The organism is Rickettsia canadensis str. McKiel (genome assembly GCF_000014345.1).
Classification (GTDB): Bacteria; Pseudomonadota; Alphaproteobacteria; order Rickettsiales; family Rickettsiaceae; genus Rickettsia; species Rickettsia canadensis.
Window position 1 is genome coordinate 860,923 of the sequence record NC_009879.1, and the last position, 26,543, is coordinate 887,465.

Here is a 26,543-nt window from a genome sequence, read left to right on the forward strand (position 1 = left end):
ATATGAAACCACCAGTAACAGATAAACAAAATTATAGCTTTGAGCTTCATGGACAAATAATAAACGATGATTATCACTGGTTGCGTGATCCTAAATGGCCAAAGGTAGAAGACTCTAAAATTTTAGATTATTTAGAAGCCGAGAATAAATATACTGAAAATTTCTTTGCTGATCTGCAAAAAGATAAGGAAAAGATTTTTGAAGAATTAAAAGGACGGATCAAATTAGATGACGAATCGGTTTATGTTAAGAAAAAAGATTATTACTATTATACAAGAGTAGAGGGGGATAAAAATTATCCGATATATTGCAGAAAATATAATAATATTAATGCTCCTGAAGAAGTAATATTAGATGCTAACCTTCTTGCTCCAAATGGTGGTTTTACTGATGTTGCCAAAGTTGCAATGTCACCTGATCACAATCTAATGGCTTATAGCGTTAATTTTACAGGTAACGAAAAATACGATATCAAAATATACAATCTTAAAGAACAAAAATACCTATCTGATAATGTAAAGGATATTGCTCCTACGATAACTTGGCATGAAAAATTAAACGGCTTTTTCTATATTACTATTAATGATAATCAACGTTGGGATAAAGTAATGTTTCATCGTTTAGGTGAAGATGTTTCTCAGGACAAATTAATATTCGAGGTAAAAAACCCTCTTCATTTCATTAGTAGCAAGAAATCAGCAAGTCGTGAATATATTTTTATAAACTCAGGTGATCATAATGAAAATGAAATTTACGTAATTGCTATGCAGGATGATCATTTCACGCCTAAACTAGTACGACCTGCACAAAATAAAATATTCTATGAAATAGAACATGAAAGCGATTATTTTTATATTAAAACTAATTATAAAGCTAAAAATTTCCATATTGTAAAGCTGCCAGTAAATAATTTTGAAAACACTAGCCTAGATGATATTTATATTACCGAAGAACAGGATAAATATTTAAAAAGCTTTAATATTACAAGTAATTATTTAATCTTAAATTATCGTGACCAAGGTTTACCGCTAATTAAAATAAAGCAATTCAAAAATCTACAAGAAAAAATAATTCATTTTCCCGACGAAATTTTCGAAGCAAGTAGTTTTTCTACAAACTTTGAGGAAGACGATATCAGGGTACATTACTCTTCTCTAGCAAGACCAAGTACCACTTATAGCTACGATTTTGACAACAATCAATTAACGATATTAAAGCAGCAGGAAATACCTTCAGGCTTTAATCCGGAGGAGTATAAAGTAGAGAGAATATTTGCAGATAGTGATGACGTAAAAGTACCGATTACTTTATTCTATAAAAAATCTTTATTTAAAAAAGACAACTCAAACCCTTTATATCTAATGGGATACGGAGCTTACGGAATTAGCATACCTGTCAATTTTAGAAATATGGCAGTAACCCTTGCCGATCGCGGCTTTATTTACGCAGTTGCTCATATTAGAGGCGGTGATGATCTAGGTCATGATTGGTATGAAGCAGCGAAGTTTTTAACTAAAAAAAGAACCTTTGAAGATTTCATAGCTTGTAGTAGAACTTTAATTCAAGAGAAATATACAAGCAAACAAAATATAGTCATAATGAGCGGTAGTGCCGGCGGTATGCTAATCGGTTATGTACTTAATGAAAAACCGGAAATCTATAAAGCGGCAATCGCTCATGTACCATTTGTAGACGTGCTAAGTACCATGCTTGATGAGAGTTTACCGCTAACTCTCTTGGAATATAATGAGTGGGGTAATCCGAAAGAAAAAGAATATTTTGAATATATTAAATCTTACTCTCCTTATAATAACATAAAAGCACAAAACTACCCTGCTCTATTCATTACTTGTGGCATATCCGACCCACGTGTAGGTTATTGGGAACCTGCTAAATGGGTAGCAAAATTACGAGAGCTAAAAACGGACAATAACCCATTATTATTAAAAATAAATATGTATACAGGACATACCGGTTCTGCCAGCCGTTTTGATTATCTGAAAGAAACAGCTGACGAATTAGTATTTATTTTTAGAGTGTTTAATGTGGAAATTTAAGAAGTATATGTCATTCATGTGTAGAGGCACGACGAATCCATTTATCCCCAACGTCATACTGTGGCTTAACCGTGGCATCCAGAAATATAACTTTCAGTGTATACTTTTGACATTTTAACTGGACCACGGGTCAAACCACGAGGTGACAATGGAAGAACTTAGTAACAATTACCTAATATAAACCAATGCATAAAAATTATCTAGAACAATTACAAAAATTACCGATTACTTTAATTGTACTAATTAGCTTAATTTGCTGCATTGGTTTCATTGTGCTGTATTCTGCAGCAAATAGCAATTTGCATCCTTGGGCTTACAAACAAATGATAAATTTTTGTATATTCTTGCCCTTAGCTATTATTATTGCATTAATTAATTTGCGGATAATCTTTAGATTATCGTATATCTTTTATTTTTGCGTACTGGCTTTACTAGTAGCCGTAGAGCTTTTCGGCTCGACTGCCATGGGTGGTAAAAGGTGGATCGATATCGGTATAGTTAAACTTCAACCTTCCGAACCAATAAAAATCGCTGTTGTATTAATGCTTGCTAGATATTTTCATTCACTAACAATTGACGATCTTACAAAACTTTATAAAGTTATTATACCGATAATAGGAGTTTTAATACCGACTTGTCTAATAATTAGAGAGCCAGATCTAGGTACAGGAATAATTGTTTTAATTGTTTCGGCAATTATATTATTTGCAGCAGGTTTTAGAATAAAATATTTTATCATACTAGGCCTTGCTGCTCTTGTTAGCCTGCCTATTGCTTGGAATATGATGTATGATTATCAAAAAAAACGTGTGCTGGTTTTTTTAGATCCGGAACATGATCCACTCGGTGCTGGCTATAATATTATTCAATCCAAAATCGCTATAGGTTCAGGTAGCTTATGTGGACGCGGTTTAAATCAAGGTAGTCAAAGCCATTTAGATTTTCTTCCCGAACATCAAACTGATTTTATCTTTGCTACCTTTGCTGAAGAATTCGGCTTTATAGGAGGAATGTTTTTATTAATATTATATTTTGCACTTATAACTATTTCTTTATCAATTGCCACAAATTGCCGAGAGATTTTTAGTAAATTAATGGTAATAGGTATCACTTCAATTTTATTTAGTCACGTATTTATTAATATAGCTATGGTGATGGGCTTACTTCCAGTAGTAGGAGTACCTCTACCGTTTATTTCTTACGGCGGGACAATGATTGCATCTATGCTAATCGGTTTTGGACTTGTAATGAATGCTCAGGTACACAGACATACAACTTTAAACTAAATGCAATTATATCTATAAAAAATTAATTTTTATAAAAAAAACTATTCTAGACTACAAAAAGGAGCAAAGAAGCTTAACAGAGCAATTATACATGTACTTTATTTTTAGTTTAACCAAGCCCATACTTATTGAACCACGTAAGTTCTGTAACTGAGATTTTTATAATCCAAATTCTTACCATCTTATCTTACTTAGAACTGATGTAGCTTCAGCAATAATAGATAGGATTTTTAATCCTTTGGTATTTTAACAACTATCATTTTGCTTTATTAGCTGCTTTAGCTTCTACTTTCTGCTTCAACTTATACTTTGATATTTTTGCTTATACATAGTTGAAAAACTAGTAAGAATAATGGCAAAAGTTAAATAATGAAGAAGCAGTTCAAATCCCGATTTCTACAACCTTTTAATCAATAGCAAACTACATAAGTAATTTGCTATTGGCAATAGATAAGGCTAATTAGCTCGAAAAAACTACATATAACTCGGTACCACAATATAGAATTGTTACGTAGATATCGAATCTTCACGACGAGCATTTGCTCAAAACTTGGCAATCTAGAAAAAGTAATAAAAAATGCTAAAAACTTTTGATTGGTGGGCGATGAGAGATTCGAACTCCCGACACTCTCGGTGTAAACGAGATACTCTACCAGCTGAGCTAATCGCCCATATTTTTTATTAATTAGTAAAATAACATTATTCTCATTAATAAGAAGTATGTATCAATACTTAGCAAATTTTTATTAGTTTTTGCTTTTAAATTAGCTATAAAGTATTATTTACTTTTATCCATACTTTGTATTTGTCTTGATAATCTGCTGATTTTTCTTGAGGCAGTATTTAATTTAATTATATTTTTTTTCACACCTTGCATTATCTTAGATTGAGCAACAGATAAAGCTAAGTTAGCATTTTCTTTATTACCAAGACTGATTTCATTTACAACTTTCTTTATAAAAGTTTTTATTGCACTAGATCTTTTCTTATTGATTAGAGTTCTTTTTACTGTTTGCCTAGCAGCTTTTTTTGCTGAAGAATGATTAGCCATTACTGAGTTCCCTTACATTTAATTTTTAGTATCTTCATTAACATCTTGCTTGATATTTCCTTTAGCATTAACATCTCTATCTATAAATTCAATATATGCTATCGGTGCTAAATCACCATAACGAAATCCAGCTTTTATTATTCTAGTATAACCACCAGGTCTATCTTTATATCTAGTACCTAAAATATTTATAAGCTTTTCTACTGCTTTTTTATCTTTTATTTTTGATAAAACGCTTCTTCTTACCGCCAAATCAGCTTTTTTAGCTTTAGTGATTAGAGTTTCAATGTAAGACCTTAATTCCTTAGCTTTTGGTAGAGTAGTTTTAATTTGTTCATGGGATATAAGTGCTACAGCCATATTAGCAAGCATTGCTTGCCTATGACTACTTGTTACATTTAACTTTCTACCTTTAATTTTATGTCGCATTTTTATTAGTCCTTAATTATCAGAATCTTCATAACGTTTAGATAATTCCTGAATATTTTCTGGTGGCCAATCTGGTACATCCATACCAAATCTTAAATTTAATTTTGCCAATATTTCCTTAATCTCATTTAAAGATTTTCTACCAAAATTTGGAGTTCTCAGCATATCGGCTTCTGTTCTTTTTACTAAATCCCCTATATATATTATATTATCATTTTTCAAACAATTTGCTGATCTAACTGATAATTCCAATTCATCAACTCTCTTAAGTAAATAAGGTGAAAATGGTAAAGCATCAGTTTTAACTTGCTTATCTTCTTCCTGTTCTTCAAAAGAAATAAATAATTGTAATTGCTCTTGTAAGATACGTGCAGCTAACCCTACAGCCATCTCAGGTAATAAATCACCGTTAGTTTCAACAAACATAATTAATTTATCATAGTCGGTAACCTGACCTACCCTAGTATTTTCTACCTTATAAGTAACACTCTTTACCGGATTAAATAAAGCATCTATAGCTATTTCACCAATCGGTAAATTATCCGCATAACTATTTGTGCTCAGTACGTATCCTTTACCAACCTTACAAGTTAACTCCATTTCAAGCTGCTTGTTCTTAGCTAGATTACAAATGACATGATCCGGATTCAGTATTTCTACATCATGCCCTGTTTCAATCATACCGGCCGTTACAACACAAGGTCCTATTGCTTTTAACTTTATGATACGTTTTTCCGCAACATACATTTTTACTTCAATACCTTTAATGTTTAAAATCATTTCCGATACATCTTCTTTTACACCAGGTATAGCAGAAAATTCATGTTCTATAGCAGGGATTTTTATAGAAGTGATAGCCGCTCCTTGTAAAGAAGAAAGTAATACTCTTCTCATAGCATTACCTAAAGTTAAACCAAAACCTCTTTCTAAAGGTTCAACTACAATTTTAGCTTTATTATTAGTTTCCGAAACATTTTCATAAGCGACTTTATTCGGCTTTATTAAAGCATTCCAATTTTTACTTAACGATAACATTTAATACCTATGATTCTCTTATACCCTTCTTCTTTTTGGCGGTCTTACTCCATTGTGAGCAATTGATGATACATCTAAAATTGATGTAACTACAAAATTTTGTCCGAATAAAGCTCTCATTGCCGATTCACGCTGAGCTCCAGGTCCTCCAATCCTAATAGAAATAGTTTTTAGTCCATATTCTTTTGCTTTTTCTGATGCTCTATCAATTGTTACTTGAGCTGCATAAGGTGTTGCTTTTCTTGCCCCTTTAAACCCATTACTTCCTGCTGATGCAGAAGAGATAGTATTACCTTGAATATCAGTAAATGTTACTATAGTATTATTAAATGATGCTCGGATATGCACAACACCAAGAGTGATAGTTTTTTTCTTTTTCTTAACTTTAATCGTCTGATTCATTTTTATACTCTATACCTAAACTATTATTTTACAGCTTTTTTCTTTCCGGCTATTGCAACAGCTTTACCTTTTCTAGTTCGAGCATTAGAATGCGTGTTCTGTCCTCTTACCGGCAATTTACGTATATGTCTAAGCCCTTGGTAACATCTTATATCTTTCTTCTTCTTAATATTAAGCGTAACTTCTCGCCTTAAATCACCTTCAACTTTATATTCACTTTCAATAATATTACGTAAGCTTATTAATTCTTGATCCGTAAGTTCTTTAACTTTTTTATCTTTCGATATTTTTGCTTTACTACAAATCTCTGCTGCCATAGTAGGCCCAAGACCGTAAATGTAAGTTAAACTCACAACTAAACGTTTATTATCGGGAACATTAACACTTGCAATTCTTGCCACAAATAATCTCCAAATTTTACTAGTCACTAAAAATAATATAAAAATCTTTAATAAAGTCAATTTATTTTTAGTATTTTCTGTATATCAATTTCTATTTCTTGTTCATTTTTACTTCCATTAACTATATAAAAATGACCACTATTTTTATAATAATCTATTAACGGATATGTTTCTGTTTTATATACTTTTATCCTTTTTTTTATTACTTCTTCAGTATCGTCTTTTCTATAATCAAATGTACTTGAACCACAAACATCACATACACTGTCAGTTTTAGGCTGTAAGAAGTAACTATTATATATTTTACCGCAATTTTTACAACTATATCTTCCCAAAACTCTTTTAATTAATAATTCATCTAAAATATCAAAATATATTATTTTAATTTTTTCTGTAATAAATGACTCAAAGAATTGCGCTTGCTCTAAATTACGCGGATATCCATCTAATATATAACCATTTTTATATTCAGAGGATAATAAAAAATTTTTGATTACTTGATTAACTATTTCATTAGGTATAAGCTCTCCTTGCCTAACATAATTATTAATTAATTCTGCTTCACTAGTTGATGTTTTTATAATTGTTCTAAATATATCACCAATTGCTATATGTGGTACATTAATTTTTTTAGCTATCTTTTTTCCTTGTGTTCCCTTGCCGGCTCCTGGAGGACCTAAAAAAATTACTATCACTACTTAAGCTCATTTTTAATTTTTTAATTTTACTTTCTTCATTAAACCTTCATACTTACTACTAAATAAGTGAGTTTGAATCTGAGTCATAGTATCAAGTACCACATTCACTACAATTAAAAAACTTGTACCTCCTAAAGAAAGAGAGATTACATACTTATTCATTAATAGCTCCGGAATTACACATATTACACTTAAATACATCCCCCCTATAACGGTAAGCCTTGTAAGTATATAATCAAAATAATCAGACGTATTTTTTCCTGGTCTTTTACCAGGAATATAAGCACCGTATTTTCTTAAATTATTAGCAGTTTCTTCAGAATTAAATACTATTGCAGTATAAAAAAAACTAAAAAATATAATTAATGCTACATACAATAAAATATATACGGGTTTGCCATGCCCTAAATAATAAGTAAGCATACCCATAGTTTCTGAATTACTATTAGAAAAATTAGCAAGCGTAGCAGGGAATAGTAAAATTGAACTAGCAAATATTGGAGGTATTACACCCGAAGTATTTAATTTAAGAGGCATATGCGTTGTTTCTCCCCCATAAATTTTATTGCCTACTTGTCTTTTAGGATACTGAACCAATAATTTTCTTTGGGCTTTTTCAAAAAAAATAATTATAGCTATTAATACAACTACTCCAATACAAACAGCGATCGCTATTAAAGGTGATAAGGCTCCTTTTCTTGATAATTCAAACATACTAATAATAGCACTAGGTACTCCCGAAACTATACCTATAAATATAATTAAAGATGTACCGTTACCTATTCCACGTTGCGTAATTTGTTCCCCTAACCACATTAATAGCATGGTGCCTACAACCAAAGTAATTACGGTTGTAACTCTAAAGAAAAAACCCGCTAAAATTACTACAGGACCGGTATTTGTTACAATTGACTCTAAACTTATAGCAACCCCATAGGCCTGAAAAGAAGCAAACAGAACTGTTAAATATCTCGATAACTGATTTACTTTCCTTTTACCAACTTCCCCTTCTTTTTTTAAATTTTCCAAAGGTTTATATGCAACTGACATTAATTGGATAATAATTGAGGCGGTAATATACGGCATAATTGCTAAAGCAAAAACAGACATCCTACCTAGCGATCCTCCAGATAGCATATTGAACATTCCGAGTATTCCGGATTGATTCTTTTCAGCTACACTACTTAAAGCAATTGAATCTATACCGGGTATAGGTATAAAAGAGCCAAATCTACATACTATAAGAATGAGAATAGTAAAAACAACGCGACTAACTAAATCATTGCCGGACTTTTGAGAAAAATTTTGACCCATATACTATAACAACTTGCCACCTGCTTGCTCAATGAAATCCTTAGCTTTAGAAGAATATGCATCTAATTTTAATGATAGAGGAGTAGCAAAATCATCACTACACAGAGATAATAATTTCACTAATTTCTTATTGTTTTTATTATTAACTACTCCGGCTTCTATCAATTTTTCCTTAGTAATAATATCAGCAACACTTAAACGCCCATCGGCTAATGCTACTTCAATATTGTAAATATTTACTATATTGTATTTTTTAGTTGAAATACAATTAAATCCTCTTTTAGGTAGTCTTTTTATTATAGGTGTTTGACCACCTTCAAAACCTTTTATTGCAACGCCGGATCTAGATTTTTGACCTTTAATTCCTCTACCGCCGGTTTTTCCTTTACCACTACCAATACCACGTGCTATTCTTTTCTTCCTTTTTTTAGCACCTATATTATTATATAATTCATTTAATTTCATTTAAAAACTCTAATTACATATTTTCTATTTTTAATAAATGCTTTACTTTTTCAACCATTCCTTTGATGGAATTAGTATTTTTAAGAATAACAGTCTTATTAATTTTGTTTAAACCAAGCCCAACTAACGTCAATCTTTGATCATACTTACGACCTATAGCACTTTTAACTTGGGTAATTTTTATATGATTGATATTATTATTCATAACTTCACCTTACTTCACAATGTTATTCATTAACTTAAACATCATAAGATTTTACAGATATTTCATTTACTCTTTTATCTCTTCTCATAGCAATAGATTTTGGTGATGCCAGTTTATTTAATGCATCAAATGTTGCAGAAATCATTGCATAAACATTCGTTGAACCTATTGATTTAGCAACAATATCATGAACACCTAAAGAATGAAAAATTGCTCTCATAGACCCTCCGGCTATAACACCTGTACCTGCTTTAGCTCTTCTTAAAATCACTTTAGCAGCTCCACTTTTACCAATAACATCATGGTGAATAGTCCTATTTTGATATAGAGGCACTTTCATCATCCTCTTTTTAGCAGCTTGCTTTGCCTTTCCTCGAGCTTCGTTTACTTCTTTAGCTTTTCCGTGTCCTGCTCCGACTCTGCCAGCTTTATCACCAACAACCATACAAGCAGAAAAAGCAAATCTTCTACCACCTTTTACGACTTTTGTAATTCTATTTACATCAACTAAAACTTCGCTTAAAGTCTCTTCATTTTTTTTAACTTTAGACATTACTACAACCTTATAACCTAAAATTTTATTTTCTCTCTAGCTGCATCAGCTAGAGCTTTTACAACACCGTGATACTTATATCCGCCTCTATCGAATACGACTTCTTTTATTCCAGCAGAATCAGCTTTTGTTGCTATTGCTTTACCTACTTTGATAGCATTTTCAATATTACAATGAGATTTTTTTAATTTTTTAATTTTTGCATCTAAAGTTGAAGCGGAGGCAATCGTTATAGACTTAGAATCATCTATAATTTGTGCATATATATGCCTACATGACTTAAATATTGATAATCTAACTCTATTAGATGTTTGAGATATTTTATGTCTTATTCTACTTCTTCTTTTTTCAAATTTTAGCTTAGCACTACGCATATTTAACTCTTAAATTTAATTTTTCTTACCTTCTTTACGTGGTATAAATTGATTTTCAAATCTAATTCCTTTTCCTTTATAAGGTTCAGGCGGTCTCTGTTTTATAATAATTGAAGCAAATTGTCCTAACTTTTCTTTATCTATGCCCTCAAGAATAATAATATTTTGCTTAGGCACATCTATTTTAATATCTGGAGGTATTTCAATTTTTGTATTATGACTTTTCGCAAGCATTAAATTTAAATATTTACCTTTTACCATTGCCCTATAACCGACACCGTTAACTTCAAGTTTAAGTTGAAACCCTTCTTTAACGCCAGTAACCATATTCGATATTATGCTCCTTGCAGTACCCCACATAGCACGTGCATTTTTACTTACGGCTAAAGGTTTGACTAAAAGCTTGTTTTCTGCCAATAAAACTACTATATTACCTTTAAAAGTTTTTGATAATTCACCTTTAGGTCCGGATATTCTTACTTCTAAATCATTTAAACTAACTTTCACACCTTCAGGTATAGTAATCGGCAATTTTCCAATACGTGACATTTTTTACCTTAAAATACTTTACAAATTACTTCGCCGCCGACATTTTTAATATGAGCTTCTCTATCAGACATAACACCGTAAGGTGTAGAAAGAATATATATACCCATATTATTATAATATCCTTTCAAATCTTTAATAGCAGAATATACTCTTTTTCCAGGCTTTGATACTCTATGAATTTCACATATAGAAGCATCACCATTAACAGAGTATTTTAAAGCTACCTCAGTATAACTAATATTATTTTTGTGAGTAATTATATAATCCTTTATATAACCTTCTTTTTGTAAAACATCTAAAATTGAAGTTTTAATTTTAGAACTAGGAAAAGAAACATTTATCAATTTACTTTTATAAGCATTTCTAATTCTAGTTAACATATCTGCTACATTATCCGTCATTGACATATTATTTACCTATCGACTTTTACCAACTTGACTTAACTACACCGGGAACTACGCCTCTACCTATTAATTCCCTAAGCTTATTCCTCGATATACCAAATTTTCTTGTAACACCTCTTGGTCTACCTGTCAACTCACACCTATTTCTTATTCTAGTAGGTGATGAATTTCTAGGTAATTGTGCCAGCAACATTACCAAAGAAAAACGCTCTTCTAATGAAATATTTTTATCATAAATTTTACTTTTTAGTGCTACACGTTTATTATGCAAACTTTGTGATTTTTTTTTCCTACTTTCGTTTTTTTTTATCAAACTTACTTTTGCCATTATATATATCCTAAAAATTATTATAAAAAGGGAAATTAAACCCTGACAATAAAAATTTACTTTCTTTATCCGTTTTAGCAGATGTAACAATTGTAATATCCATACCCCTTATTGTATCAATTTTATCATAATTAATTTCAGGGAATACTATCTGCTCTTTTAATCCAAAAGTAAAATTTCCTTTACCGTCAAAACTTTTATAAGAAAAACCGCGAAACTCTTTAACACGAGGTAATGCAACAATTACTAGTCTTTCTAAAAAATCATACATTCTGTCTTTACGTAATGTAACCTTACAGCCTATTTTCATATTTTCACGTAACTTAAAGGTTGCAATAGATTTTCTTGCTAACGTTACAACTGGCTTCTGACCCGAAATCAAAGTAAGATCATTTACTGCATTATTAATTACTTTAGAATCGGCTATTGCTTCCCCTACTCCCATATTTATAACAACTTTCTTAATTTGTGGTATTGCGTGTTTATTTTTATAAGAAAATTCTTTTTGTAAGTTTTCAATAATTTCTTGCTGATATAATTCTTTAAATCGTAACATTATTTACCTTCCTTACCGATAATTTCGCCTGACTTCTTTGCTACTCTAACCTTAGAACCATCTTCTAAGAATTTAAAAACTACTTTGGTAGGTCTACCGGTTTTTGGATCGATATGTGCAATATTTGAGATATGTATAGGTAATTCTTTAGTTCTTATTCCACCTTCACTCATTTGATTAGGCTTAGTATGCTTTTTTACTAAATTTACTCCAGCAACAATTACTTTACTGTCTTCAGGAAAAACTTTTAATATCTTACCTTTTTTTCCTTTGTGCTTTCCGGTAATAACAATAACTTCATCACCTTTCTTTACTTTTAATTTAATCATTTATAATACTTCCTCTGCAAGCGACATTATTCTAACATATTTTTTTGCTCTCAGTTCTCTTGTAACAGGGCCAAAAACTCTAGTACCGATGGGTTCGTCTTGTTTATTCAAAAGCACCAATGCGTTTTTATCAAATTTTATTGTACTACCATCAGGTCTTACTACTCCAGTCTTTGTACGAACTATCACACCTTTATAAACATCACCCTTTTTAACCTTACCACCAGGTATAGCTTCTTTAACAGATATAACTATAACATCGCCTAGCTTGGCTACCATATGGTGAGAGCCACCTAAAACTTTAATACACATAACTTTTTTAGCACCGGAATTATCTGCAACTTCCAAGATACTCTGCATTTGAATCATAAACTACTTCCAATTTTTATACACGAGAGATAAAATAAACAACCTACCTTATAAAGTCAAAGATTAAAAACTTTATTTTCCATTTACCACTATCCATGTTTTGGTTTTTGAGATAGGACGACTTTCAATTATACTAACTTTATCTCCTTCTTGATATCTATTTTCTGAATCATGAGCAGCATATTTTTTAGATACTTTCACGAATTTTTTATAAATAGGATGCTTGAATTTTCTTTCTACTTTTACTGTAACAGTCTTATCAGCTTTTGAACTTATAACCACGCCTTGTAACACTCTTTTTGGCATTTTAATATTCCTCACTATTAGATCTTTTTGTTAACTCAGTTTTAATACGTGCTATAGACTTTTTAACTAACGAAAACCTACTAGTATTTTTTAACTCACCTAAAGCTTGCTGAAATCTTAAATTAAATAATTCTTTCTTTAAAAGATTAAGCTTTTTATAAAGCTCTTCTATTGTTTCAGTAGATAACTTACTTCTTAATAATTTCAAATCATTCATAACGTCTCACTATCCTTGTTCTAACAGGTAATTTTGTACTTGCAAGTTCCAAAGCTCTAATTGCAATATTTTCTTCTACCCCTGCAATTTCAAACATAATTCTTCCAGGTGCAACTCTAACTGCAAAAAATTCAGGAGAACCTTTACCTTTACCCATTCTTACTTCGGCAGGCTTTTTAGAAACGGGGACATCTGGAAAAATGCGAATCCATAATCTTCCTTGCCTTTTCATACATCTAGTAGCAGCTTTTCTTCCTGCTTCTATTTGTCTTGCAGTAACACGCCAACTGTCTATAGATTTTAGACCAAATGATCCAAAAGCAAGTGTTGTCCCTGCTTTTGCTTTTGAAACAACTCTACCCTTATGAGCTTTTCTAAATCTTTGTTTTTTCGGAGCTAACATTTTAGTACTTAAAATTAATTATATCTTTTATTTGCTGTATATTCACCTTTATAAATCCACACTTTAACCCCTATCACTCCATAAGTAGTTATAGCCTCAGCTGTCGAATAATCAATATCAGCTCTTAAAGTATGTAACGGCATTCTTCCTTCTATATACCACTCAGTTCTAGCAATTTCAGCACCTCCAAGCCGTCCTGAACAACTAACTCTTATACCTTGTCCACCTTGTTTAAATGAAGCCTGAATTGCTGTTTTCATGGCTTTTCTAAAAGAAACTCTTTTTTCAAGCTGCAATGCTATAGTTTGAGCTACTATAGCAGCATCTATATTAAACTTTCTAACTTCATGAATATTTATATAAACTTCTTGTAAATAAGTCATTTTCTCAATAGCTTTTTTTAGCTTATCAATTTCATTACCACTTCTACCAATAATTACATTTGGTTTCTTGGCATTAATATTAATGATAATACTTTTGTTAGAAGGACGTTCGATTAAAACTCTGCTAATCTGAGCTTGATTAAAACTATTATTTATTAAATCTCTAATTTTTAAATCTTGTATAAAAAGAGTTTTATAATGTTTTTCTGCATATAATACGGAATCCCAACCTTTAATTAAAGTCGGCCCAACTCTAAAACCATGTGCACAAACTTTCTGCCCCATTCTAATTATCCTCTTTTTCTGTAACAGTTATATAAAGATTACTAAAAAACTTATTTATTCTAGTTGCTCTTCCTTTTGCTCTCGGCATAACTCTTTTCATTACTAAAGCCTTACCTACCGTCGCTTTAGTAACAACCAACCTATCTATATCTAGACCTAAGTTATTTTCGGCATTTGCAATAGCAGATTGTAAGCAAGTTTTTACAACTTTTGCAATTCTTTTAGGAGAGAAAGTCAACTGTACTAATGCTTCAGATACTTTCATATTTCTAATAAAAGCCGCAACTAAATTTAACTTTCTTGGACTTACTCTAATAGATTTAGCTTTTGCTGTAGCAAAATTTTTGTTTTCCTGTACCATATAAATTTTTATTTTCTTTTGACTTTCTTATCTGCTCCATGACCATAAAATGTTCTAGTAGGAGCAAATTCACCTAATTTTCTTCCAACCATTTCCTCATTTACAGAAACTGGAATAAATTTATTTCCATTATGAACAGAAAAGGTAAACCCTACAAAAATGGGTAAAATTGTTGATCTTCTAGACCAAGTTTTAATCATCTCAGATTTACCTGATTCCATTAATTTTTGAACTTTCTTGATTAAATAACCGTCTACAAAAGGCCCTTTCCATATTGAACGTGCCATACTAATACCTAATTAATTTAGAATCTATTTTCTTTTCTTTACAATAAATTTTGAAGTACGTTTATTTTTACGTGTCTTCTTACCCTTTGTCGGGAATCCCCAAGGAGTAACAGGATGGCGTCCTCCTGAAGTTTTACCTTCACCACCACCATGAGGGTGATCTACAGGATTCATTGCTACACCTCGAACATGCGGTCTCCAACCGAGCCATCTATTTCTACCTGCTTTGCCTAAATTAATATTTTTTTGATCCGGGTTAGATATACTACCTATAGTAGCTTTACAATCTAAAGGTATCAACCTAAATTCACCTGATCTTAATTTAATCTGAGCATATCCTGAATCTTTACCTACTAAATCTACTGAAGTACCTGCAGACCTTGCAATTTGACCACCTTTACCAACTTTCATTTCAACATTATGTACAGTAGTACCGATAGGAATAAACTTTAAAGGTAAACAATTTCCTATTTTTATATCAGCATCTTGACTTGATATTACTTTATCACCTACAGATAATTTTTGCGGTGCTAAAATATAAGAATATTGCCCATCTTCATATTTTATTAAAGCAATAAAAGCAGTTCTATTAGGATCATACTCTATTCTTTCAACAACGGCAGAAATATCTATTTTATTTCTTTTAAAATCAATAATACGATATAATTTTTTGTGTCCTCCTCCTCTATGCCAAGAAGTAATTCTACCATGATTATTTCGTCCACCGGTTTTAGATATACCTTTGGTCAAAGATTTAAACGGTCTGCCTTTCCATACACTAGTTTTATCAACTTGAACTAGCGCTCTAAGAGAAGGAGTAATTGGATTAAAGTTTTTTAAAGCCATTTATTTAATTCCTCCGGCAAAATCGATATTATTGTCTTTTTCTAATGTAACAATAGCTTTCTTTCTATTGATTTGAGTCCCTATAATTCCTTTAAATCTTTTGTTCTTACCTTTAACGTTTAAAATATTTACTTTTTTTACTTTTACTTTAAATATTTCTTCTATAGCCTTTTTAACAGTAAGTTTTGCAGCAAATTTATCTACATAAAAAGCATACTTATTTTGTTCTGAAAGAGCCGTAGTTTTTTCTGTAATAATAGGTTTTCTAATTAAATCATAATATTTATAAGAACTCATCTTAACCTCTCTTCTAAAACGTTCACTGCTTCTTGTGATAATAGGACATATTCATGTCGTATTATATCATAAACATTTGCTCCTATTTGTGGAACAATCACGGTATTATAAATATTTTTTGCAGCTAAAGAAAAATTAATATCTACTTCGTTTCCATCTATTACAAAGAAACTTTGCCCTTGAAATTTGTTTAATATATTTACAAGAAAAGAAGTTTTAGGCTTATCTAGCTTTAAAGAATCTATTACCAATAATTTTCCTTCAGCGAATTTCTCAGATAAAGCATGAATTAAACCCAGTTTTCGTACTTTTTTAGGTAATTGTGTTGCATGACTACGTACTATAGGTCCGTGAGCTAAACCACCACCACGCATTTGTACCGATCTAAGTGAACCTTGTCTTGCATTACCTGTACCTTTTTGCTTAAAAGGCTTTTTTGTGGTTCCTGATACTTCTGATACTGTTTTAGTTTTGTGGTTACCAGACATTGCTTTAGCTCTCTGCCAATCAATAACCTGCTTTATTATATCATCTCTGATAAATTCAACAGCAAATATATCTTTATTTAAGCTAATCTCACCAACTTCTTCATTAGCAAGACTTAATATTTTAGTCTTCATCTTTATTTAACCTTATACAGTTATATAAAACTTTTATATAACTAAATTATTGCATAGCATTTTGTTAACTTAATAATCTTTAACATTAACAAACATGTCTCAATATATATTATATAGTTATTGAAATCTTTTTTATTGCATCTTTTATTGAAAGATACGAATTTTTGTGACCGGGTATACTACCCTGAATCATAATAAGCTTACGGTCTTTATCAACAGCAAATATTTTCAAATTTTGAATAGTAACTTGGTTACATCCCATATGACCGGCCATTTTTTTGCCTTTAAAAACCTTTCCTGGATCTTGTCTTTGCCCTGTAGAACCGTGCGAACGATGGGATATCGAAACACCATGAGAAGCCTCAAGACCTCTAAAATTATGTCTTTTCATGCTACCGGCGAATCCTTTACCTATAGTAATTGCCGTTATATCCACAAACTGTCCTGCCATAAAATGGTCTACTTCTAGACTTGCTGCTACATCAATAAAATTCTCTTCAGAAATTCTAAATTCTTTTAATTTAGTTTTAGGAGATATTTTAGCATTAGCAAAAACCTGTTTCATAGGTTTGGTTACTCTAGATATTTTTTTATCTTTTACACCAATAACCAAAGCATTATATCCATGTTTTTCCAGAGTTTTATGCCCTACTACTTGACAATCATCAACTTTTACTAATGTTAAAGCAATTCTCTCTCCTTTATCATTAAAAACACTAGTCATCCCAATTTTTTGAGCAATTATACCGGTTCTCATTTATTCCCCACTCTCTAATTCAATCACTACATCAACACCTGCTGCTAAATCAACTTTACTTAAAGCATCAACAACCGCCGGATTTGGATCATCTATCACTAATAATCTTTTATGCTTTCTAATTTCAAATTGCTCTCTTGACTTCTTATGTACATGAGGAGACCTATTTACAGTAAATCTTTCAATTTTTCTAGGTAAAGGAATAGGACCATTAATATTAGCAAACGTTCTTTTAATAGCACTAACTATCTCCTTTGTAGCTTGATCAAGAATACGATGATCAAATGATTTTAAACGAATTTTAATTTTATTTTTCATTTAGCAAACCTATGTTTTAAACAGCAAGATGTTTAATAGACATCTTAAAATATAAATACCTATTATTAAAATAATAGGTATTTATAAAATCAATTAATTATTTATTTTAGTTACTACGCCGGCACCCACTGTTCTACCACCTTCACGTATAGAGAATTTTAACCCTTCCTGCATAGCAATTGGTTTAATTAATTCCACTGTAAAAGTAGCATTATCTCCAGGCATAACCATCTGCTTATCAGCAGGCAATTTTATTGTACCGGTAACGTCTGTTGTTCTAAAATAGAACTGCGGACGATAGTCATTAGTAAATGGGGTATGACGTCCACCTTCTTCTTTACTAAGCACATATACTTCAGCTTCAAACTTATCATGCGGTTTTATGCTACCCGGTTTTGCAAGAACTTGCCCTCTTTCAACTTCTTCTCTTTTTGTACCACGTAGTAATACACCGATATTATCTCCGGCTTGCCCTTCATCAAGCAATTTTCTGAACATTTCTACACCGGTACAGGTAGTTTTCTGTGTATCTTTTAGACCAACTATTTCAATTTCCTCACCTACCTTAATTATTCCTGACTCTACTCTACCGGTTACAACAGTACCTCTGCCTGAAATAGAGAACACATCCTCTATCGGCATTAAGAAAGGCTTATCCGTAGCTCTTACAGGCTGCGGTATATAGCTATCTACTGCATCCATTAACTCATTAATAGCTTTTTCACCTTCAGGTTTGCCTTCTAAAGCTTGAAGTGCAGAACCTTTAATAATAGGTATTTCATCACCTGGGAAACCATATTTTGATAATAATTCCCTTACTTCCATCTCTACTAGTTCTAATAGATCAGGATCATCCACCATATCTACTTTATTTAAGAATACTACCATAGCAGGTACACCTACCTGTTTTGCTAGTAATATATGTTCTCTTGTTTGAGGCATAGGACCATCAGCAGCAGATACTACTAATATTGCACCGTCCATTTGAGCAGCACCTGTGATCATGTTCTTTACATAGTCAGCGTGTCCCGGACAGTCTACGTGTGCATAGTGTCTATTTTTAGTCTCATATTCTACGTGTGCAGTAGAAATAGTTATACCTCTTTCTTTTTCTTCAGGCGCAGCATCAATTTGATCATACGCTGTAGCTTGTGCTCCACCTGTCTTAGCAAGTACTATAGTTATTGCTGCCGTTAAGGAAGTTTTACCATGGTCTACGTGACCGATCGTACCTATATTAACGTGCGGTTTAGTTCGTTCAAATTTTGCTTTTGCCATATTATCACTCTCTACAATTTTTTAGATTTAATACAAGTTAATTTTTTATAAGTGCATTTTTTGCTAAATTTATTTGTTACCACTCTCTCTGGAGCGGGTGATGGGAATCGAACCCACACAACCAGCTTGGAAGGCTGGAACTCTACCATTGAGTTACACCCGCATTGTGGCACTGTTAATAAAATAACTTCAAAGCTATTTTGTTAGCAGTGCTATATCAACTTTATTCAGATTTATAAATATACACAATTATGTTTTATTTTTAAATAAAATTAAACATATATACATGAAATTCTTTAAAATAAAATGATATGCTTCCCTGAACCATTTAAGTGGTGGAGGGAGAAGGATTCGAACCTTCGAACGCTTATGCGGGCAGATTTACAGTCTGCTGCCATTGACCACTCGGCCACCCCTCCTAAAGAACTTTACTGTATTAATATAGACTATAATGCACTGTAAAATACAATATTAATTAGTATTAGGACTTAATAAAACTTCTTGCCGAATCATCAAATAAACAATATAGCAGCTTGCACATTTATTTAGTTGTAACTTTCTATAATAAATAGTAGTTTCTGTCAAGAACAAATTACTAAAGGTTTTCAATAAGATGCAAAATAAAAAACTTGATTCTAAAAATTGTTATTATATGTATGGGAAACATCCTGTATTTTCTGCTCTAAACAATCCAAAACGTCAAATTGAAAATGTTTTATGTACTAGGGAAATTTTTGATGCAAACAAAAAATTAATAGGTACTAGATCTTATGAAATTGTTAATAACGATATTTTATCTAAATTACTAGAAAATCAAACACATCAAGGAATAGCCGCAAAAGTTAGACCAATTTTTTCTTACAATCTAGAGGACATAGATATAAAAAACCCAAAATGTAAAATTACAATTCTTGATCAAATAACAGACACACAAAATATTGGAGCAATTATTCGCAGTGCTGCTGCTTTTGATATAAATGCTATACTATTACCTCAAGATAATGCGCCAAATGAAAGCGGTGGCATAGCTAAAGCGGCGTGCGGTACTTTAGAATTAATACCTATCATTAAAGTTACTAACTTACGCTCATGTATGAATTATCTTAAAAAACACGGCTTTTGGATTATAGGTCTAACAGGTTCTGCAAATGACTACTTTACCAATAAATTCATTACCAATAAAATAGCACTAGTATTTGGTTCGGAAGATAAAGGCATGCGAAAATTAGTTGAAAAAACATGTGATTATTTAGCAAAAATCCCTATTTCTAAGAGAGTAGAAAGTCTTAACGTATCAAATGCCGCTTCTATAATTTTTCACTTATTATATTAGATATTACATCTAAAAATCTTTTTAATAAATCAAATATTGTTTTTTGTTTACTTCGATAATAAATATTTATTCTACTTAAGGAACTAGGTTCTATGAAAAAATTAATAAGATTTTTTCTGAAATAGTTATTCCTATTTTAACAAAATCTTATAATTTGTGGCAAAAAAGAACAAAAATAGATTAATTTAATTTTCCACACACAAGAAGCTAAATTTTAAATCATAACTTAGTTATATCAATTAATATGAGAGCAAAGTTATGAAAAGGCAAGCAAATAAACAAATTATCGAGAGTTTTGAAAAACAATTAGAAATATTTATAAACGAATTTGCAGAAGAAGAGATAACACAGGATATATAAACAATTTTTTAATAAAGTAATCAACAATCTTAAAAATGAAAGATTAATTAATAATACTATATTTGATATATATAAGGGTAAAGCAATAATTACTAAACCTATATATTCCAATTATATCGAATCTTCCAAACCTAAATATAACGAACATTGGCAAAAATTTATAGTTTTAATCGTAATCTTATGATAGAATGATAGAAAGCACATTAGTATTTATTGCCAAGAATCTAAAAAGTGTTTTTAAAAGATAAATTATATTATTACTAAATTAGCCAAGCAATTAGATTAAATGCAGTAAGTGATCATTTTATGAACAAAATAGATAATTATATAATAATTTAACAATTTATGAAAAATTATAGAACCGAAAGCGATTCTTTTGGAGAAATTCAAATAGAAGAAAAATATTATTGGGGGGCTCAAACTCAAAGATCTTTAGAAAATTTTAAAATAGGCAGGCAAAAAATGCCTGAAATTTTAATTCGTGCTCTTACTATTTTAAAAAAATGTGCAGCACAGGTTAATCATGAGTTTGGTGATTTAGAAGCTAAAATCGCTACAAGTATTGATAAAGCCACGACTAGAATTCTAAGTGGTGAATTTAATGATAATTTTCCTTTAGGAGTTTGGCAAACAGGTTCAGGTACACAAACAAACATGAATATGAACGAGGTTATTGCCTCTATTGCCAATGAAGAATTAACAGGCAAGAAAGGCGGTAAATCTCCGGTACATCCTAACGATCATGTTAATAAAGGACAATCATCCAACGACTCTTTTCCCACTGGTATGAATATAGCAACCGTACTTGCAACTAAGCAGCAACTGATACCGGCTTTGAATAATTTACTTACCTCTTTGCAAGACAAGTCAAAAGATTGGGATAAAATTATAAAAATAGGACGTACACACTTGCAGGATGCTACTCCTTTAACTCTTCAACAAGAATTCTCCGGATATATTACACAAATAGAGTATGCTTTAGAACGCATAGAGGATGCATTAAAAAAAGTTTATCTACTTGCGCAAGGAGGAACGGCAGTCGGTACAGGTATTAACTCACGGATAGGATTCGATATAAAATTTGCTGAGAAAGTAGCAGAGTTTACCAAACAACCTTTTAAGGCAGCTCCTAACAAATTTGAAAGCCTAGCTGCCCACGACGCACTAGTAGAATTTTCGGGGACTCTTAATACTATAGCAGTTAGCTTAATGAAAATAGCAAATGATATAAGGCTGCTTGGTTCCGGTCCAAGATGTGGTCTTGGTGAGCTGCATTTACCTGAGAATGAGCCTGGTTCTTCAATCATGCCAGGTAAAGTAAACCCTACGCAAGTCGAAGCTTTAACAATGGTTTGCAGTCAGGTGATGGGGAATCATGTTACGGTTACTATTGCCGGCTCAAACGGACAGCTTGAACTTAACGTATTTAAACCCGTAATAATATATAATATCCTACAATCTATTGAGCTACTATCCGATAGCATCAATAGCTTTGTTACTCACTGTATTAAAGGTTTAGAACCTAACATAGCACGTATTAATGATTTACGTAATCAATCTCTAATGCTTGTTACAGCTCTTAATCCACATATCGGCTACGATAATGCTGCAAAAATAGCTAAAGAAGCACATAAACATGGAATAACTTTAAAAGAAGCTGCTAAAAAACTCAATTTTTTATCGGAAGAAGAATTTGACAAAATAGTAGTGCCTGAAAAAATGGTTGGGCAATACTAAATTCTCTTTATCTTTACATTATATTATAATATAGACTAGTATTAAACTAGTTTATTTTGTGTATACTCTTCTGAAATGAAGAGTTAGATATGAAGTTCAACTTGGAACAGAGCAAGGCATCTGTAAGCTGAAGAGTCAAGCGTATACTCAATTGAGCATCTGAGGACTTACAAAGACGACATAGCCAATTTTTCAACTTAAGTATATTATATATAATACAACATATACCTAACCCAATCAATTTATTTGAAGCACAAACCCATTCTCAAACCTAATACAATGTGTACGAGATGACAAATAAATGACTATCTGGAAGTATAATATGCCAATTGCCAAACTGATGTCTATAACAGAAAGACCTCAAAATTTGCTGAATTTAGTAAAGGCAAGACATTATAATTATTGTATGAAGCATGGAGCTACAGTACCATATCTTTGGAAACTTGAAATAACTAATATACTTAGTATTAGAAAAACATAATAGATTATATGTAGCCGATACCGTTAAATTTATAGATTTATATAATGCTCTACCTCTTAACATATAAAATTTTAATTTTTCCATACATGACATTACACAAGCTGCAAGAAGCAACAATCTTACTATATATGATACAACTTATTTAATGTATGAAGGACTGCCCATAGCTATAACAATAAAGCATTAACCAAAGCATATCATAATAACGACATTCTGCTATTAGAAAAAAATAATACGCATTTTTCATAAAAGACTATGGAAATTTTAAAATCTTTTATTATACTTAAACATAAATTATATAAATAAATTATCATGGTTTTAAATATAAAAGCTCCTGAAAATATAGTATTAAAGCCGACTATTACGGTTTTCGGCGTTGGAGGTGCAGGTAGTAATGCGGTAAATAATATGATTAGTACTAATCTGCAAGGTGCTAATTTTGTAGTAGCTAATACCGATGCACAATCGCTTGAGCATTCTTTATGTACGAACAAAATACAACTTGGTATTTCTACGACTAGAGGTCTTGGGGCAGGAGCTTCTCCTGAGATCGGAGCACTCGCTGCACAAGAATCAGAAAATGAAATCCATAGTTACCTAGAAAATAGCAATATGGTATTTATTACAGCAGGTATGGGAGGTGGGACAGGTACCGGTTCTGCACCGGTTATTGCACGCATTGCTAAAGAACTAGGCATCCTTACGGTCGGAGTAGTAACTAAACCTTTCTACTTTGAAGGTGGTCATCGTATGAAAACTGCCGATAAAGGGCTTATTGAATTACAGCAATTCGTTGACACTTTAATTGTAATACCAAACCAAAATTTATTTCGTATTGCCAACGAACAAACGACGTTTACCGATGCGTTTAAAATGGCAGATGATGTATTACATGCAGGTGTTAGAGGTGTAACAGATTTAATGATTATGCCCGGACTTATTAATCTTGATTTTGCTGATATTAAAGCAGTAATGAGTGAAATGGGTAAAGCAATGATGGGTACGGGTGAAGCTAGCGGCGAAGATAGGGCAATTAAAGCAGCAGAATCTGCAATTTCAAATCCTTTACTGGATCATAGCTCAATGTGCGGTGCAAGAGGAGTATTAATTAATATTACCGGCAGTGCTGATATGACCTTATTTGAAGTTGACAATGCTGCTAATAGAATTAGAGAAGAAGTCGACAACCCGGATGCTAATATTATTTTCGGTTCAACATTTAATCCAGAACTAAAAGGGATTATCAGAGTATCAGTAGTTGCTACCGGCATTGATGCCGATAAAGTACCGACATATAAACCTGCAATAGCTAAAACTACCAATACAGTTGCTGAAGAAGCATATAACAAAGTTATAGCACAACCTACTCAAATAGAAGAAATCCCTGATTTTAACAGCTACAGTACCGAAAATATTGAAATTACCGATTCTCCAATAAATAAAAATTTTATTGGAAATGAACATGAACTAGGATTACATGTAAACACTTTCAACAAATCTGAAGAGGCGTTACCAAAACCATCATTTTTAGGAAAAATATGGGGTTCTCTGCGTACTTCACATAATCAAACTTTAGAACGCAAAAATGTTGTTGTTAGTACGCTAGATCAAGATAATAAAGAGTCTGATATTCATGACATACCGGCTTTTTTAAGAAAGAAACGGCATTAGAATAGATAAAACATTTAAATGTCATATTCATGATTTATCTTTATATGATCAAAAAGATTTAAAGTTTTTTATAAGAACTGTAAGAGCTATGGGAAGGTTTATTTGAAGAAACATTGGAAGATAAACCTGTAAATATTTAAGACATTGACTGAGTAACATATTATACCAGATTAGATTTCACCGAATTAAATAATCACAATAATTATGTTTTTATATTTCCTAAAAGGATAAACCTTGAAGAACAAGTTACTATAAATGTATTTAATACTTTATTGGTGCTTATAATAAGTGTAATTTTTTTGAATCTAATAAAGGATCAGAAGTATATTTTTTATATTACCTAATAATGCAAAACTTGCTATGAAAGTTTTTAGTGAAAATAATCAGCCTATATTAAAAGAAAATAAATTTGAAAATGTTATATTATTTTTAAGTATAAAAATAAACAAAAATGGTAACGTTGACTGTAGTGAAGGCTTTAGTGCTGATATAGCCGTGGCAAAATAAATTCTTCATTATATAACTCCTTTAGGTGAAATAATGGATTTTAATTAAACAAATAACCATATGCCAAGTAAAATTATATTATTTCTTATCAAGATATTCCTCCCATACCGGCAATGATCAAAAGCGATATATAATTCATTTACTTATCGAGTCGAATGAAGAAAAGCTAAAAGTAGAATTGCAAGCAACAAAAAACGCAATGCAAGATTGTAAAAATGTTTGGTTCGGTGGTAAGCTGGAAACAAAAGTCTTAGAAGGATTGGGATATCATTATTATGTCATCAATCAGGTGAGCGATCAGACTGCTAGTACAATAATGGCATACCCAAACTTAAAGGCAACAATACAACCGACAAGTGTATTTTTAGGCGATAAAACATTTATAAGATATAATAGCAAACGACCAATTGTTAGTATATGCTCCAAAAGATATTGAACTACATTATGTTATTTGGAATCACGATAAAACAATTAATTCTACAATAGTAATTTATACTATTCTTCAAAAAAATTTAATCTCCTATATAGCATTGCTAACTAAGTATAGATATCGTCATGAGCTAAGCAACTGAAAGGAGCATGGTAATCCAGAAAAATAATAAAATTCTGTAAATCAGAATTTTTACTGAGTTGCTTCGTCAAAACTTCCTCGCAATGACGTTCAATTCTTATAGTTAGCAATACCAACTTACTAGAAATCTTCCCCTACAGCTTCAACTGCTTGCACTTCCGGCACAAAATGTTTAAGCATCGATTCAATACCATTTTTTAAGGTAATCGTAGAACTTGGACATCCAAGGCATGCACCACGAAGAACTAATTTCACTACACCGTTTTCAAAGCATTTATATATTATGTCACCACCGTCTTGAGCAACAGAAGGACGAACTCTAGTTTCAATAATTTCTATGATTTGTTTCTCTATTTCTAAAAGCCCATCAAGGTTATGCTGTACATTATCTGCTTTTGTGCTTTCTTCAAATACCGGAAATCCTGAAACAAAATGATCCATAATAACCATTAAAATTTCAGGCTTTATAACTTGCCAATTACTTTCAGGTTGTTTAGTTACTGTTATAAAATCACTACCGAAAAACACTGATTTTACATTATTAATATGAAATAGCGATTCTGCAAGTTTGCTTTTGCCTTTTACTTCAGCAAGCTCACTAAAAAATATAGGCCCTTCACTATTTATTTCCTGTCCAGGGAAAAATTTTATTGCATCGGGATTTGGAGTATCTTCAGTTTGAATAAACATAATTAAAGCACATGAATAAATTTTTTAACT

At 31.5% G+C, this 26,543-nt stretch carries 36 protein-coding genes, 3 tRNA genes and 2 pseudogenes; 8 read left to right on the forward strand and 33 right to left on the reverse strand.

Features of this window, described 5'->3' with window-relative positions; translation table 11 throughout:
• Nucleotides 1-2: 2 nt before the first annotated feature.
• A complete protein-coding gene (locus A1E_RS03770) occupies nt 3-2,057 on the forward strand; it encodes a S9 family peptidase (RefSeq protein WP_012148966.1) in 2,055 nt (684 codons plus the stop codon).
• Nucleotides 2,058-2,242: 185 nt separating this feature from the next.
• Complete coding sequence (gene rodA, locus A1E_RS03775; protein ID WP_012148967.1) at nt 2,243-3,343, forward strand: rod shape-determining protein RodA; 1,101 nt, start codon at nt 2,243-2,245, stop codon at nt 3,341-3,343.
• A gap of 595 nt (nt 3,344-3,938) precedes the next feature.
• On the opposite strand, the gene A1E_RS03780 is transcribed toward rodA, so the two are convergent.
• The 32 genes from A1E_RS03780 to A1E_RS03935 form a co-directional block, all read right to left on the reverse strand.
• Nucleotides 3,939-4,014, reverse strand: a tRNA-Val gene (locus tag A1E_RS03780).
• A gap of 107 nt (nt 4,015-4,121) precedes the next feature.
• Entirely contained in the window at nt 4,122-4,394 is a 273-nt protein-coding gene (gene rpsT / locus A1E_RS03785) for a 30S ribosomal protein S20 (protein ID WP_012148968.1), read from the reverse strand.
• Nucleotides 4,395-4,412: 18 nt separating this feature from the next.
• The gene (rplQ, locus tag A1E_RS03790) at nt 4,413-4,823 is read right to left on the reverse strand and encodes a 50S ribosomal protein L17 (RefSeq protein ID WP_012148969.1); all 411 of its coding nucleotides are present in this window, start codon (nt 4,821-4,823) and stop codon (nt 4,413-4,415) included.
• Between the two features lie 12 nt (nt 4,824-4,835).
• Nucleotides 4,836-5,858: a DNA-directed RNA polymerase subunit alpha gene (locus A1E_RS03795; RefSeq protein WP_012148970.1), complete on the reverse strand. Its 1,023-nt coding sequence runs from the start codon at nt 5,856-5,858 to the stop codon at nt 4,836-4,838.
• A gap of 18 nt (nt 5,859-5,876) precedes the next feature.
• On the reverse strand, nt 5,877-6,260 hold the full coding sequence (gene rpsK, locus A1E_RS03800; protein ID WP_012148971.1) for a 30S ribosomal protein S11: 384 nt from the start codon (nt 6,258-6,260) through the stop codon (nt 5,877-5,879).
• A 23-nt stretch (nt 6,261-6,283) separates the two neighbouring features.
• On the reverse strand, nt 6,284-6,661 hold the full coding sequence (gene rpsM / locus A1E_RS03805; protein ID WP_041405289.1) for a 30S ribosomal protein S13: 378 nt from the start codon (nt 6,659-6,661) through the stop codon (nt 6,284-6,286).
• Nucleotides 6,662-6,717: 56 nt separating this feature from the next.
• The gene (locus tag A1E_RS03810; protein ID WP_012148973.1) at nt 6,718-7,356 is read right to left on the reverse strand and encodes an adenylate kinase; all 639 of its coding nucleotides are present in this window, start codon (nt 7,354-7,356) and stop codon (nt 6,718-6,720) included.
• A gap of 15 nt (nt 7,357-7,371) precedes the next feature.
• Nucleotides 7,372-8,673, reverse strand: coding sequence for a preprotein translocase subunit SecY (secY, locus tag A1E_RS03815; RefSeq protein ID WP_012148974.1), 1,302 nt, complete (start codon nt 8,671-8,673; stop codon nt 7,372-7,374).
• Nucleotides 8,674-8,676: 3 nt separating this feature from the next.
• The gene (rplO, locus tag A1E_RS03820; protein WP_012148975.1) at nt 8,677-9,138 is read right to left on the reverse strand and encodes a 50S ribosomal protein L15; all 462 of its coding nucleotides are present in this window, start codon (nt 9,136-9,138) and stop codon (nt 8,677-8,679) included.
• A 13-nt stretch (nt 9,139-9,151) separates the two neighbouring features.
• Nucleotides 9,152-9,343, reverse strand: a complete 192-nt coding sequence (rpmD, locus tag A1E_RS03825) for a 50S ribosomal protein L30 (protein ID WP_012148976.1) — start codon at nt 9,341-9,343, stop codon at nt 9,152-9,154.
• Between the two features lie 34 nt (nt 9,344-9,377).
• Entirely contained in the window at nt 9,378-9,896 is a 519-nt protein-coding gene (rpsE, locus tag A1E_RS03830; protein WP_012148977.1) for a 30S ribosomal protein S5, read from the reverse strand.
• A 17-nt stretch (nt 9,897-9,913) separates the two neighbouring features.
• Complete coding sequence (rplR, locus tag A1E_RS03835) at nt 9,914-10,270, reverse strand: 50S ribosomal protein L18 (protein WP_012148978.1); 357 nt, start codon at nt 10,268-10,270, stop codon at nt 9,914-9,916.
• 15 nt (nt 10,271-10,285) lie between these two features.
• Nucleotides 10,286-10,819, reverse strand: a complete 534-nt coding sequence (gene rplF / locus A1E_RS03840; RefSeq protein WP_012148979.1) for a 50S ribosomal protein L6 — start codon at nt 10,817-10,819, stop codon at nt 10,286-10,288.
• An 8-nt stretch (nt 10,820-10,827) separates the two neighbouring features.
• A complete protein-coding gene (gene rpsH, locus A1E_RS03845; RefSeq protein WP_012148980.1) occupies nt 10,828-11,226 on the reverse strand; it encodes a 30S ribosomal protein S8 in 399 nt (132 codons plus the stop codon).
• 19 nt (nt 11,227-11,245) lie between these two features.
• Nucleotides 11,246-11,551: a 30S ribosomal protein S14 gene (gene rpsN / locus A1E_RS03850; protein ID WP_012148981.1), complete on the reverse strand. Its 306-nt coding sequence runs from the start codon at nt 11,549-11,551 to the stop codon at nt 11,246-11,248.
• Nucleotides 11,552-11,561: 10 nt separating this feature from the next.
• Nucleotides 11,562-12,107: a 50S ribosomal protein L5 gene (gene rplE, locus A1E_RS03855; protein ID WP_012148982.1), complete on the reverse strand. Its 546-nt coding sequence runs from the start codon at nt 12,105-12,107 to the stop codon at nt 11,562-11,564.
• Entirely contained in the window at nt 12,107-12,436 is a 330-nt protein-coding gene (rplX, locus tag A1E_RS03860) for a 50S ribosomal protein L24 (protein ID WP_012148983.1), read from the reverse strand. Before rplX ends, rplE begins: the two co-directional genes overlap by 1 nt.
• Complete coding sequence (gene rplN / locus A1E_RS03865; RefSeq protein ID WP_012148984.1) at nt 12,437-12,805, reverse strand: 50S ribosomal protein L14; 369 nt, start codon at nt 12,803-12,805, stop codon at nt 12,437-12,439.
• Between the two features lie 72 nt (nt 12,806-12,877).
• Nucleotides 12,878-13,111: a 30S ribosomal protein S17 gene (gene rpsQ / locus A1E_RS03870; protein ID WP_012148985.1), complete on the reverse strand. Its 234-nt coding sequence runs from the start codon at nt 13,109-13,111 to the stop codon at nt 12,878-12,880.
• Between the two features lies 1 nt (nt 13,112).
• Nucleotides 13,113-13,328, reverse strand: coding sequence for a 50S ribosomal protein L29 (rpmC, locus tag A1E_RS03875; RefSeq protein ID WP_012148986.1), 216 nt, complete (start codon nt 13,326-13,328; stop codon nt 13,113-13,115).
• Nucleotides 13,321-13,731 carry a 50S ribosomal protein L16 gene (rplP, locus tag A1E_RS03880; protein ID WP_012148987.1) on the reverse strand — a complete coding sequence of 137 codons (411 nt, stop codon included), beginning with the start codon at nt 13,729-13,731 and terminating at the stop codon, nt 13,321-13,323. Before rplP ends, rpmC begins: the two co-directional genes overlap by 8 nt.
• A gap of 14 nt (nt 13,732-13,745) precedes the next feature.
• The gene (gene rpsC, locus A1E_RS03885; protein WP_012148988.1) at nt 13,746-14,399 is read right to left on the reverse strand and encodes a 30S ribosomal protein S3; all 654 of its coding nucleotides are present in this window, start codon (nt 14,397-14,399) and stop codon (nt 13,746-13,748) included.
• Nucleotide 14,400: 1 nt separating this feature from the next.
• On the reverse strand, nt 14,401-14,760 hold the full coding sequence (rplV, locus tag A1E_RS03890; protein WP_012148989.1) for a 50S ribosomal protein L22: 360 nt from the start codon (nt 14,758-14,760) through the stop codon (nt 14,401-14,403).
• Between the two features lie 8 nt (nt 14,761-14,768).
• Nucleotides 14,769-15,047: a 30S ribosomal protein S19 gene (gene rpsS, locus A1E_RS03895; RefSeq protein WP_012148990.1), complete on the reverse strand. Its 279-nt coding sequence runs from the start codon at nt 15,045-15,047 to the stop codon at nt 14,769-14,771.
• Between the two features lie 24 nt (nt 15,048-15,071).
• The gene (gene rplB / locus A1E_RS03900; protein WP_012148991.1) at nt 15,072-15,893 is read right to left on the reverse strand and encodes a 50S ribosomal protein L2; all 822 of its coding nucleotides are present in this window, start codon (nt 15,891-15,893) and stop codon (nt 15,072-15,074) included.
• Nucleotides 15,894-16,190 (reverse strand): 50S ribosomal protein L23, encoded by a 297-nt coding sequence (gene rplW, locus A1E_RS03905; RefSeq protein WP_012148992.1) that lies wholly within the window; start codon nt 16,188-16,190, stop codon nt 15,894-15,896.
• Nucleotides 16,187-16,810: a 50S ribosomal protein L4 gene (gene rplD, locus A1E_RS03910; protein WP_012148993.1), complete on the reverse strand. Its 624-nt coding sequence runs from the start codon at nt 16,808-16,810 to the stop codon at nt 16,187-16,189. Before rplD ends, rplW begins: the two co-directional genes overlap by 4 nt.
• Nucleotides 16,811-16,919: 109 nt before the next feature.
• Nucleotides 16,920-17,567 carry a 50S ribosomal protein L3 gene (gene rplC, locus A1E_RS03915; protein WP_012148994.1) on the reverse strand — a complete coding sequence of 216 codons (648 nt, stop codon included), beginning with the start codon at nt 17,565-17,567 and terminating at the stop codon, nt 16,920-16,922.
• Entirely contained in the window at nt 17,568-17,885 is a 318-nt protein-coding gene (gene rpsJ / locus A1E_RS03920; RefSeq protein ID WP_012148995.1) for a 30S ribosomal protein S10, read from the reverse strand.
• 93 nt (nt 17,886-17,978) lie between these two features.
• Complete coding sequence (gene tuf, locus A1E_RS03925) at nt 17,979-19,163, reverse strand: elongation factor Tu (RefSeq protein ID WP_012148996.1); 1,185 nt, start codon at nt 19,161-19,163, stop codon at nt 17,979-17,981.
• 89 nt (nt 19,164-19,252) lie between these two features.
• Nucleotides 19,253-19,326 (reverse strand) — tRNA-Gly (locus A1E_RS03930).
• A 170-nt stretch (nt 19,327-19,496) separates the two neighbouring features.
• Nucleotides 19,497-19,582, reverse strand: a tRNA-Tyr gene (locus A1E_RS03935).
• A gap of 194 nt (nt 19,583-19,776) precedes the next feature.
• Here A1E_RS03935 and rlmB point away from each other — a divergent pair.
• The 6 genes and pseudogenes from rlmB to A1E_RS06935 all read left to right on the forward strand — a co-directional run bounded on the left by rlmB (nt 19,777) and on the right by A1E_RS06935 (nt 25,688).
• On the forward strand, nt 19,777-20,496 hold the full coding sequence (gene rlmB, locus A1E_RS03940) for a 23S rRNA (guanosine(2251)-2'-O)-methyltransferase RlmB (RefSeq protein WP_012148997.1): 720 nt from the start codon (nt 19,777-19,779) through the stop codon (nt 20,494-20,496).
• Between the two features lie 258 nt (nt 20,497-20,754).
• A pseudogene (locus A1E_RS03945) lies at nt 20,755-21,205 on the forward strand (hypothetical protein).
• Nucleotides 21,202-22,593, forward strand: a complete 1,392-nt coding sequence (gene fumC, locus A1E_RS03950) for a class II fumarate hydratase (RefSeq protein WP_012148999.1) — start codon at nt 21,202-21,204, stop codon at nt 22,591-22,593. The pseudogene A1E_RS03945 and the gene fumC overlap by 4 nt, the downstream one beginning before the upstream one ends.
• A gap of 793 nt (nt 22,594-23,386) precedes the next feature.
• Complete coding sequence (gene ftsZ, locus A1E_RS03960; protein WP_012149001.1) at nt 23,387-24,745, forward strand: cell division protein FtsZ; 1,359 nt, start codon at nt 23,387-23,389, stop codon at nt 24,743-24,745.
• Between the two features lie 188 nt (nt 24,746-24,933).
• Nucleotides 24,934-25,300 (forward strand): annotated as a pseudogene (locus A1E_RS03965) (hypothetical protein); the annotation flags it as partial.
• A gap of 97 nt (nt 25,301-25,397) precedes the next feature.
• On the forward strand, nt 25,398-25,688 hold the full coding sequence (locus A1E_RS06935; RefSeq protein WP_231259278.1) for an ecotin family protein: 291 nt from the start codon (nt 25,398-25,400) through the stop codon (nt 25,686-25,688).
• Between the two features lie 255 nt (nt 25,689-25,943).
• Here A1E_RS06935 and A1E_RS03975 read toward each other — a convergent pair whose 3' ends face one another.
• Nucleotides 25,944-26,513: a NifU family protein gene (locus A1E_RS03975; RefSeq protein WP_012149004.1), complete on the reverse strand. Its 570-nt coding sequence runs from the start codon at nt 26,511-26,513 to the stop codon at nt 25,944-25,946.
• Nucleotides 26,514-26,543 lie beyond the last annotated feature (30 nt).

What these genes read in the sequence shown, in the direction of transcription:
- ftsZ (WP_012149001.1), top strand. Translation starts at nt 23,387, where the DNA reads ATGGTTTTAAATATAAAAGCTCCTGAAAATATAGTATTAAAGCCGACT.
- rplN (WP_012148984.1), bottom strand. Translation starts at nt 12,805, where the DNA reads ATGATTCAAATGCAGAGTATCTTGGAAGTTGCAGATAATTCCGGTGCT.
- rplC (WP_012148994.1), bottom strand. Translation starts at nt 17,567, where the DNA reads ATGAGAACCGGTATAATTGCTCAAAAAATTGGGATGACTAGTGTTTTT.
- rpsS (WP_012148990.1), bottom strand. Translation starts at nt 15,047, where the DNA reads ATGGCACGTTCAATATGGAAAGGGCCTTTTGTAGACGGTTATTTAATC.
- A1E_RS03770 (WP_012148966.1), top strand. Translation starts at nt 3, where the DNA reads ATGAAACCACCAGTAACAGATAAACAAAATTATAGCTTTGAGCTTCAT.
- A1E_RS03795 (WP_012148970.1), bottom strand. Translation starts at nt 5,858, where the DNA reads ATGTTATCGTTAAGTAAAAATTGGAATGCTTTAATAAAGCCGAATAAA.
- rplX (WP_012148983.1), bottom strand. Translation starts at nt 12,436, where the DNA reads ATGATTAAATTAAAAGTAAAGAAAGGTGATGAAGTTATTGTTATTACC.
- secY (WP_012148974.1), bottom strand. Translation starts at nt 8,673, where the DNA reads ATGGGTCAAAATTTTTCTCAAAAGTCCGGCAATGATTTAGTTAGTCGC.
- rpmC (WP_012148986.1), bottom strand. Translation starts at nt 13,328, where the DNA reads ATGAATGATTTGAAATTATTAAGAAGTAAGTTATCTACTGAAACAATA.
- rplP (WP_012148987.1), bottom strand. Translation starts at nt 13,731, where the DNA reads ATGTTAGCTCCGAAAAAACAAAGATTTAGAAAAGCTCATAAGGGTAGA.
- rplQ (WP_012148969.1), bottom strand. Translation starts at nt 4,823, where the DNA reads ATGCGACATAAAATTAAAGGTAGAAAGTTAAATGTAACAAGTAGTCAT.
- rplO (WP_012148975.1), bottom strand. Translation starts at nt 9,138, where the DNA reads ATGAAATTAAATGAATTATATAATAATATAGGTGCTAAAAAAAGGAAG.
- rplD (WP_012148993.1), bottom strand. Translation starts at nt 16,810, where the DNA reads ATGAAGACTAAAATATTAAGTCTTGCTAATGAAGAAGTTGGTGAGATT.
- rpsH (WP_012148980.1), bottom strand. Translation starts at nt 11,226, where the DNA reads ATGTCAATGACGGATAATGTAGCAGATATGTTAACTAGAATTAGAAAT.
- rplF (WP_012148979.1), bottom strand. Translation starts at nt 10,819, where the DNA reads ATGTCACGTATTGGAAAATTGCCGATTACTATACCTGAAGGTGTGAAA.
- rplR (WP_012148978.1), bottom strand. Translation starts at nt 10,270, where the DNA reads ATGCGTAGTGCTAAGCTAAAATTTGAAAAAAGAAGAAGTAGAATAAGA.
- tuf (WP_012148996.1), bottom strand. Translation starts at nt 19,163, where the DNA reads ATGGCAAAAGCAAAATTTGAACGAACTAAACCGCACGTTAATATAGGT.
- rplW (WP_012148992.1), bottom strand. Translation starts at nt 16,190, where the DNA reads ATGAGTTCTTATAAATATTATGATTTAATTAGAAAACCTATTATTACA.
- rlmB (WP_012148997.1), top strand. Translation starts at nt 19,777, where the DNA reads ATGCAAAATAAAAAACTTGATTCTAAAAATTGTTATTATATGTATGGG.
- rpsC (WP_012148988.1), bottom strand. Translation starts at nt 14,399, where the DNA reads ATGGGGCAGAAAGTTTGTGCACATGGTTTTAGAGTTGGGCCGACTTTA.
- rplB (WP_012148991.1), bottom strand. Translation starts at nt 15,893, where the DNA reads ATGGCTTTAAAAAACTTTAATCCAATTACTCCTTCTCTTAGAGCGCTA.
- fumC (WP_012148999.1), top strand. Translation starts at nt 21,202, where the DNA reads ATGAAAAATTATAGAACCGAAAGCGATTCTTTTGGAGAAATTCAAATA.
- rodA (WP_012148967.1), top strand. Translation starts at nt 2,243, where the DNA reads ATGCATAAAAATTATCTAGAACAATTACAAAAATTACCGATTACTTTA.
- A1E_RS03975 (WP_012149004.1), bottom strand. Translation starts at nt 26,513, where the DNA reads ATGTTTATTCAAACTGAAGATACTCCAAATCCCGATGCAATAAAATTT.
- rplV (WP_012148989.1), bottom strand. Translation starts at nt 14,760, where the DNA reads ATGGTACAGGAAAACAAAAATTTTGCTACAGCAAAAGCTAAATCTATT.
- rpsT (WP_012148968.1), bottom strand. Translation starts at nt 4,394, where the DNA reads ATGGCTAATCATTCTTCAGCAAAAAAAGCTGCTAGGCAAACAGTAAAA.
- rpsE (WP_012148977.1), bottom strand. Translation starts at nt 9,896, where the DNA reads ATGTCTAAAGTTAAAAAAAATGAAGAGACTTTAAGCGAAGTTTTAGTT.
- rplE (WP_012148982.1), bottom strand. Translation starts at nt 12,107, where the DNA reads ATGTTACGATTTAAAGAATTATATCAGCAAGAAATTATTGAAAACTTA.
- rpmD (WP_012148976.1), bottom strand. Translation starts at nt 9,343, where the DNA reads ATGAATAATAATATCAATCATATAAAAATTACCCAAGTTAAAAGTGCT.
- rpsN (WP_012148981.1), bottom strand. Translation starts at nt 11,551, where the DNA reads ATGGCAAAAGTAAGTTTGATAAAAAAAAACGAAAGTAGGAAAAAAAAA.
- rpsK (WP_012148971.1), bottom strand. Translation starts at nt 6,260, where the DNA reads ATGAATCAGACGATTAAAGTTAAGAAAAAGAAAAAAACTATCACTCTT.
- rpsJ (WP_012148995.1), bottom strand. Translation starts at nt 17,885, where the DNA reads ATGAAAAATAAAATTAAAATTCGTTTAAAATCATTTGATCATCGTATT.
- rpsQ (WP_012148985.1), bottom strand. Translation starts at nt 13,111, where the DNA reads ATGCCAAAAAGAGTGTTACAAGGCGTGGTTATAAGTTCAAAAGCTGAT.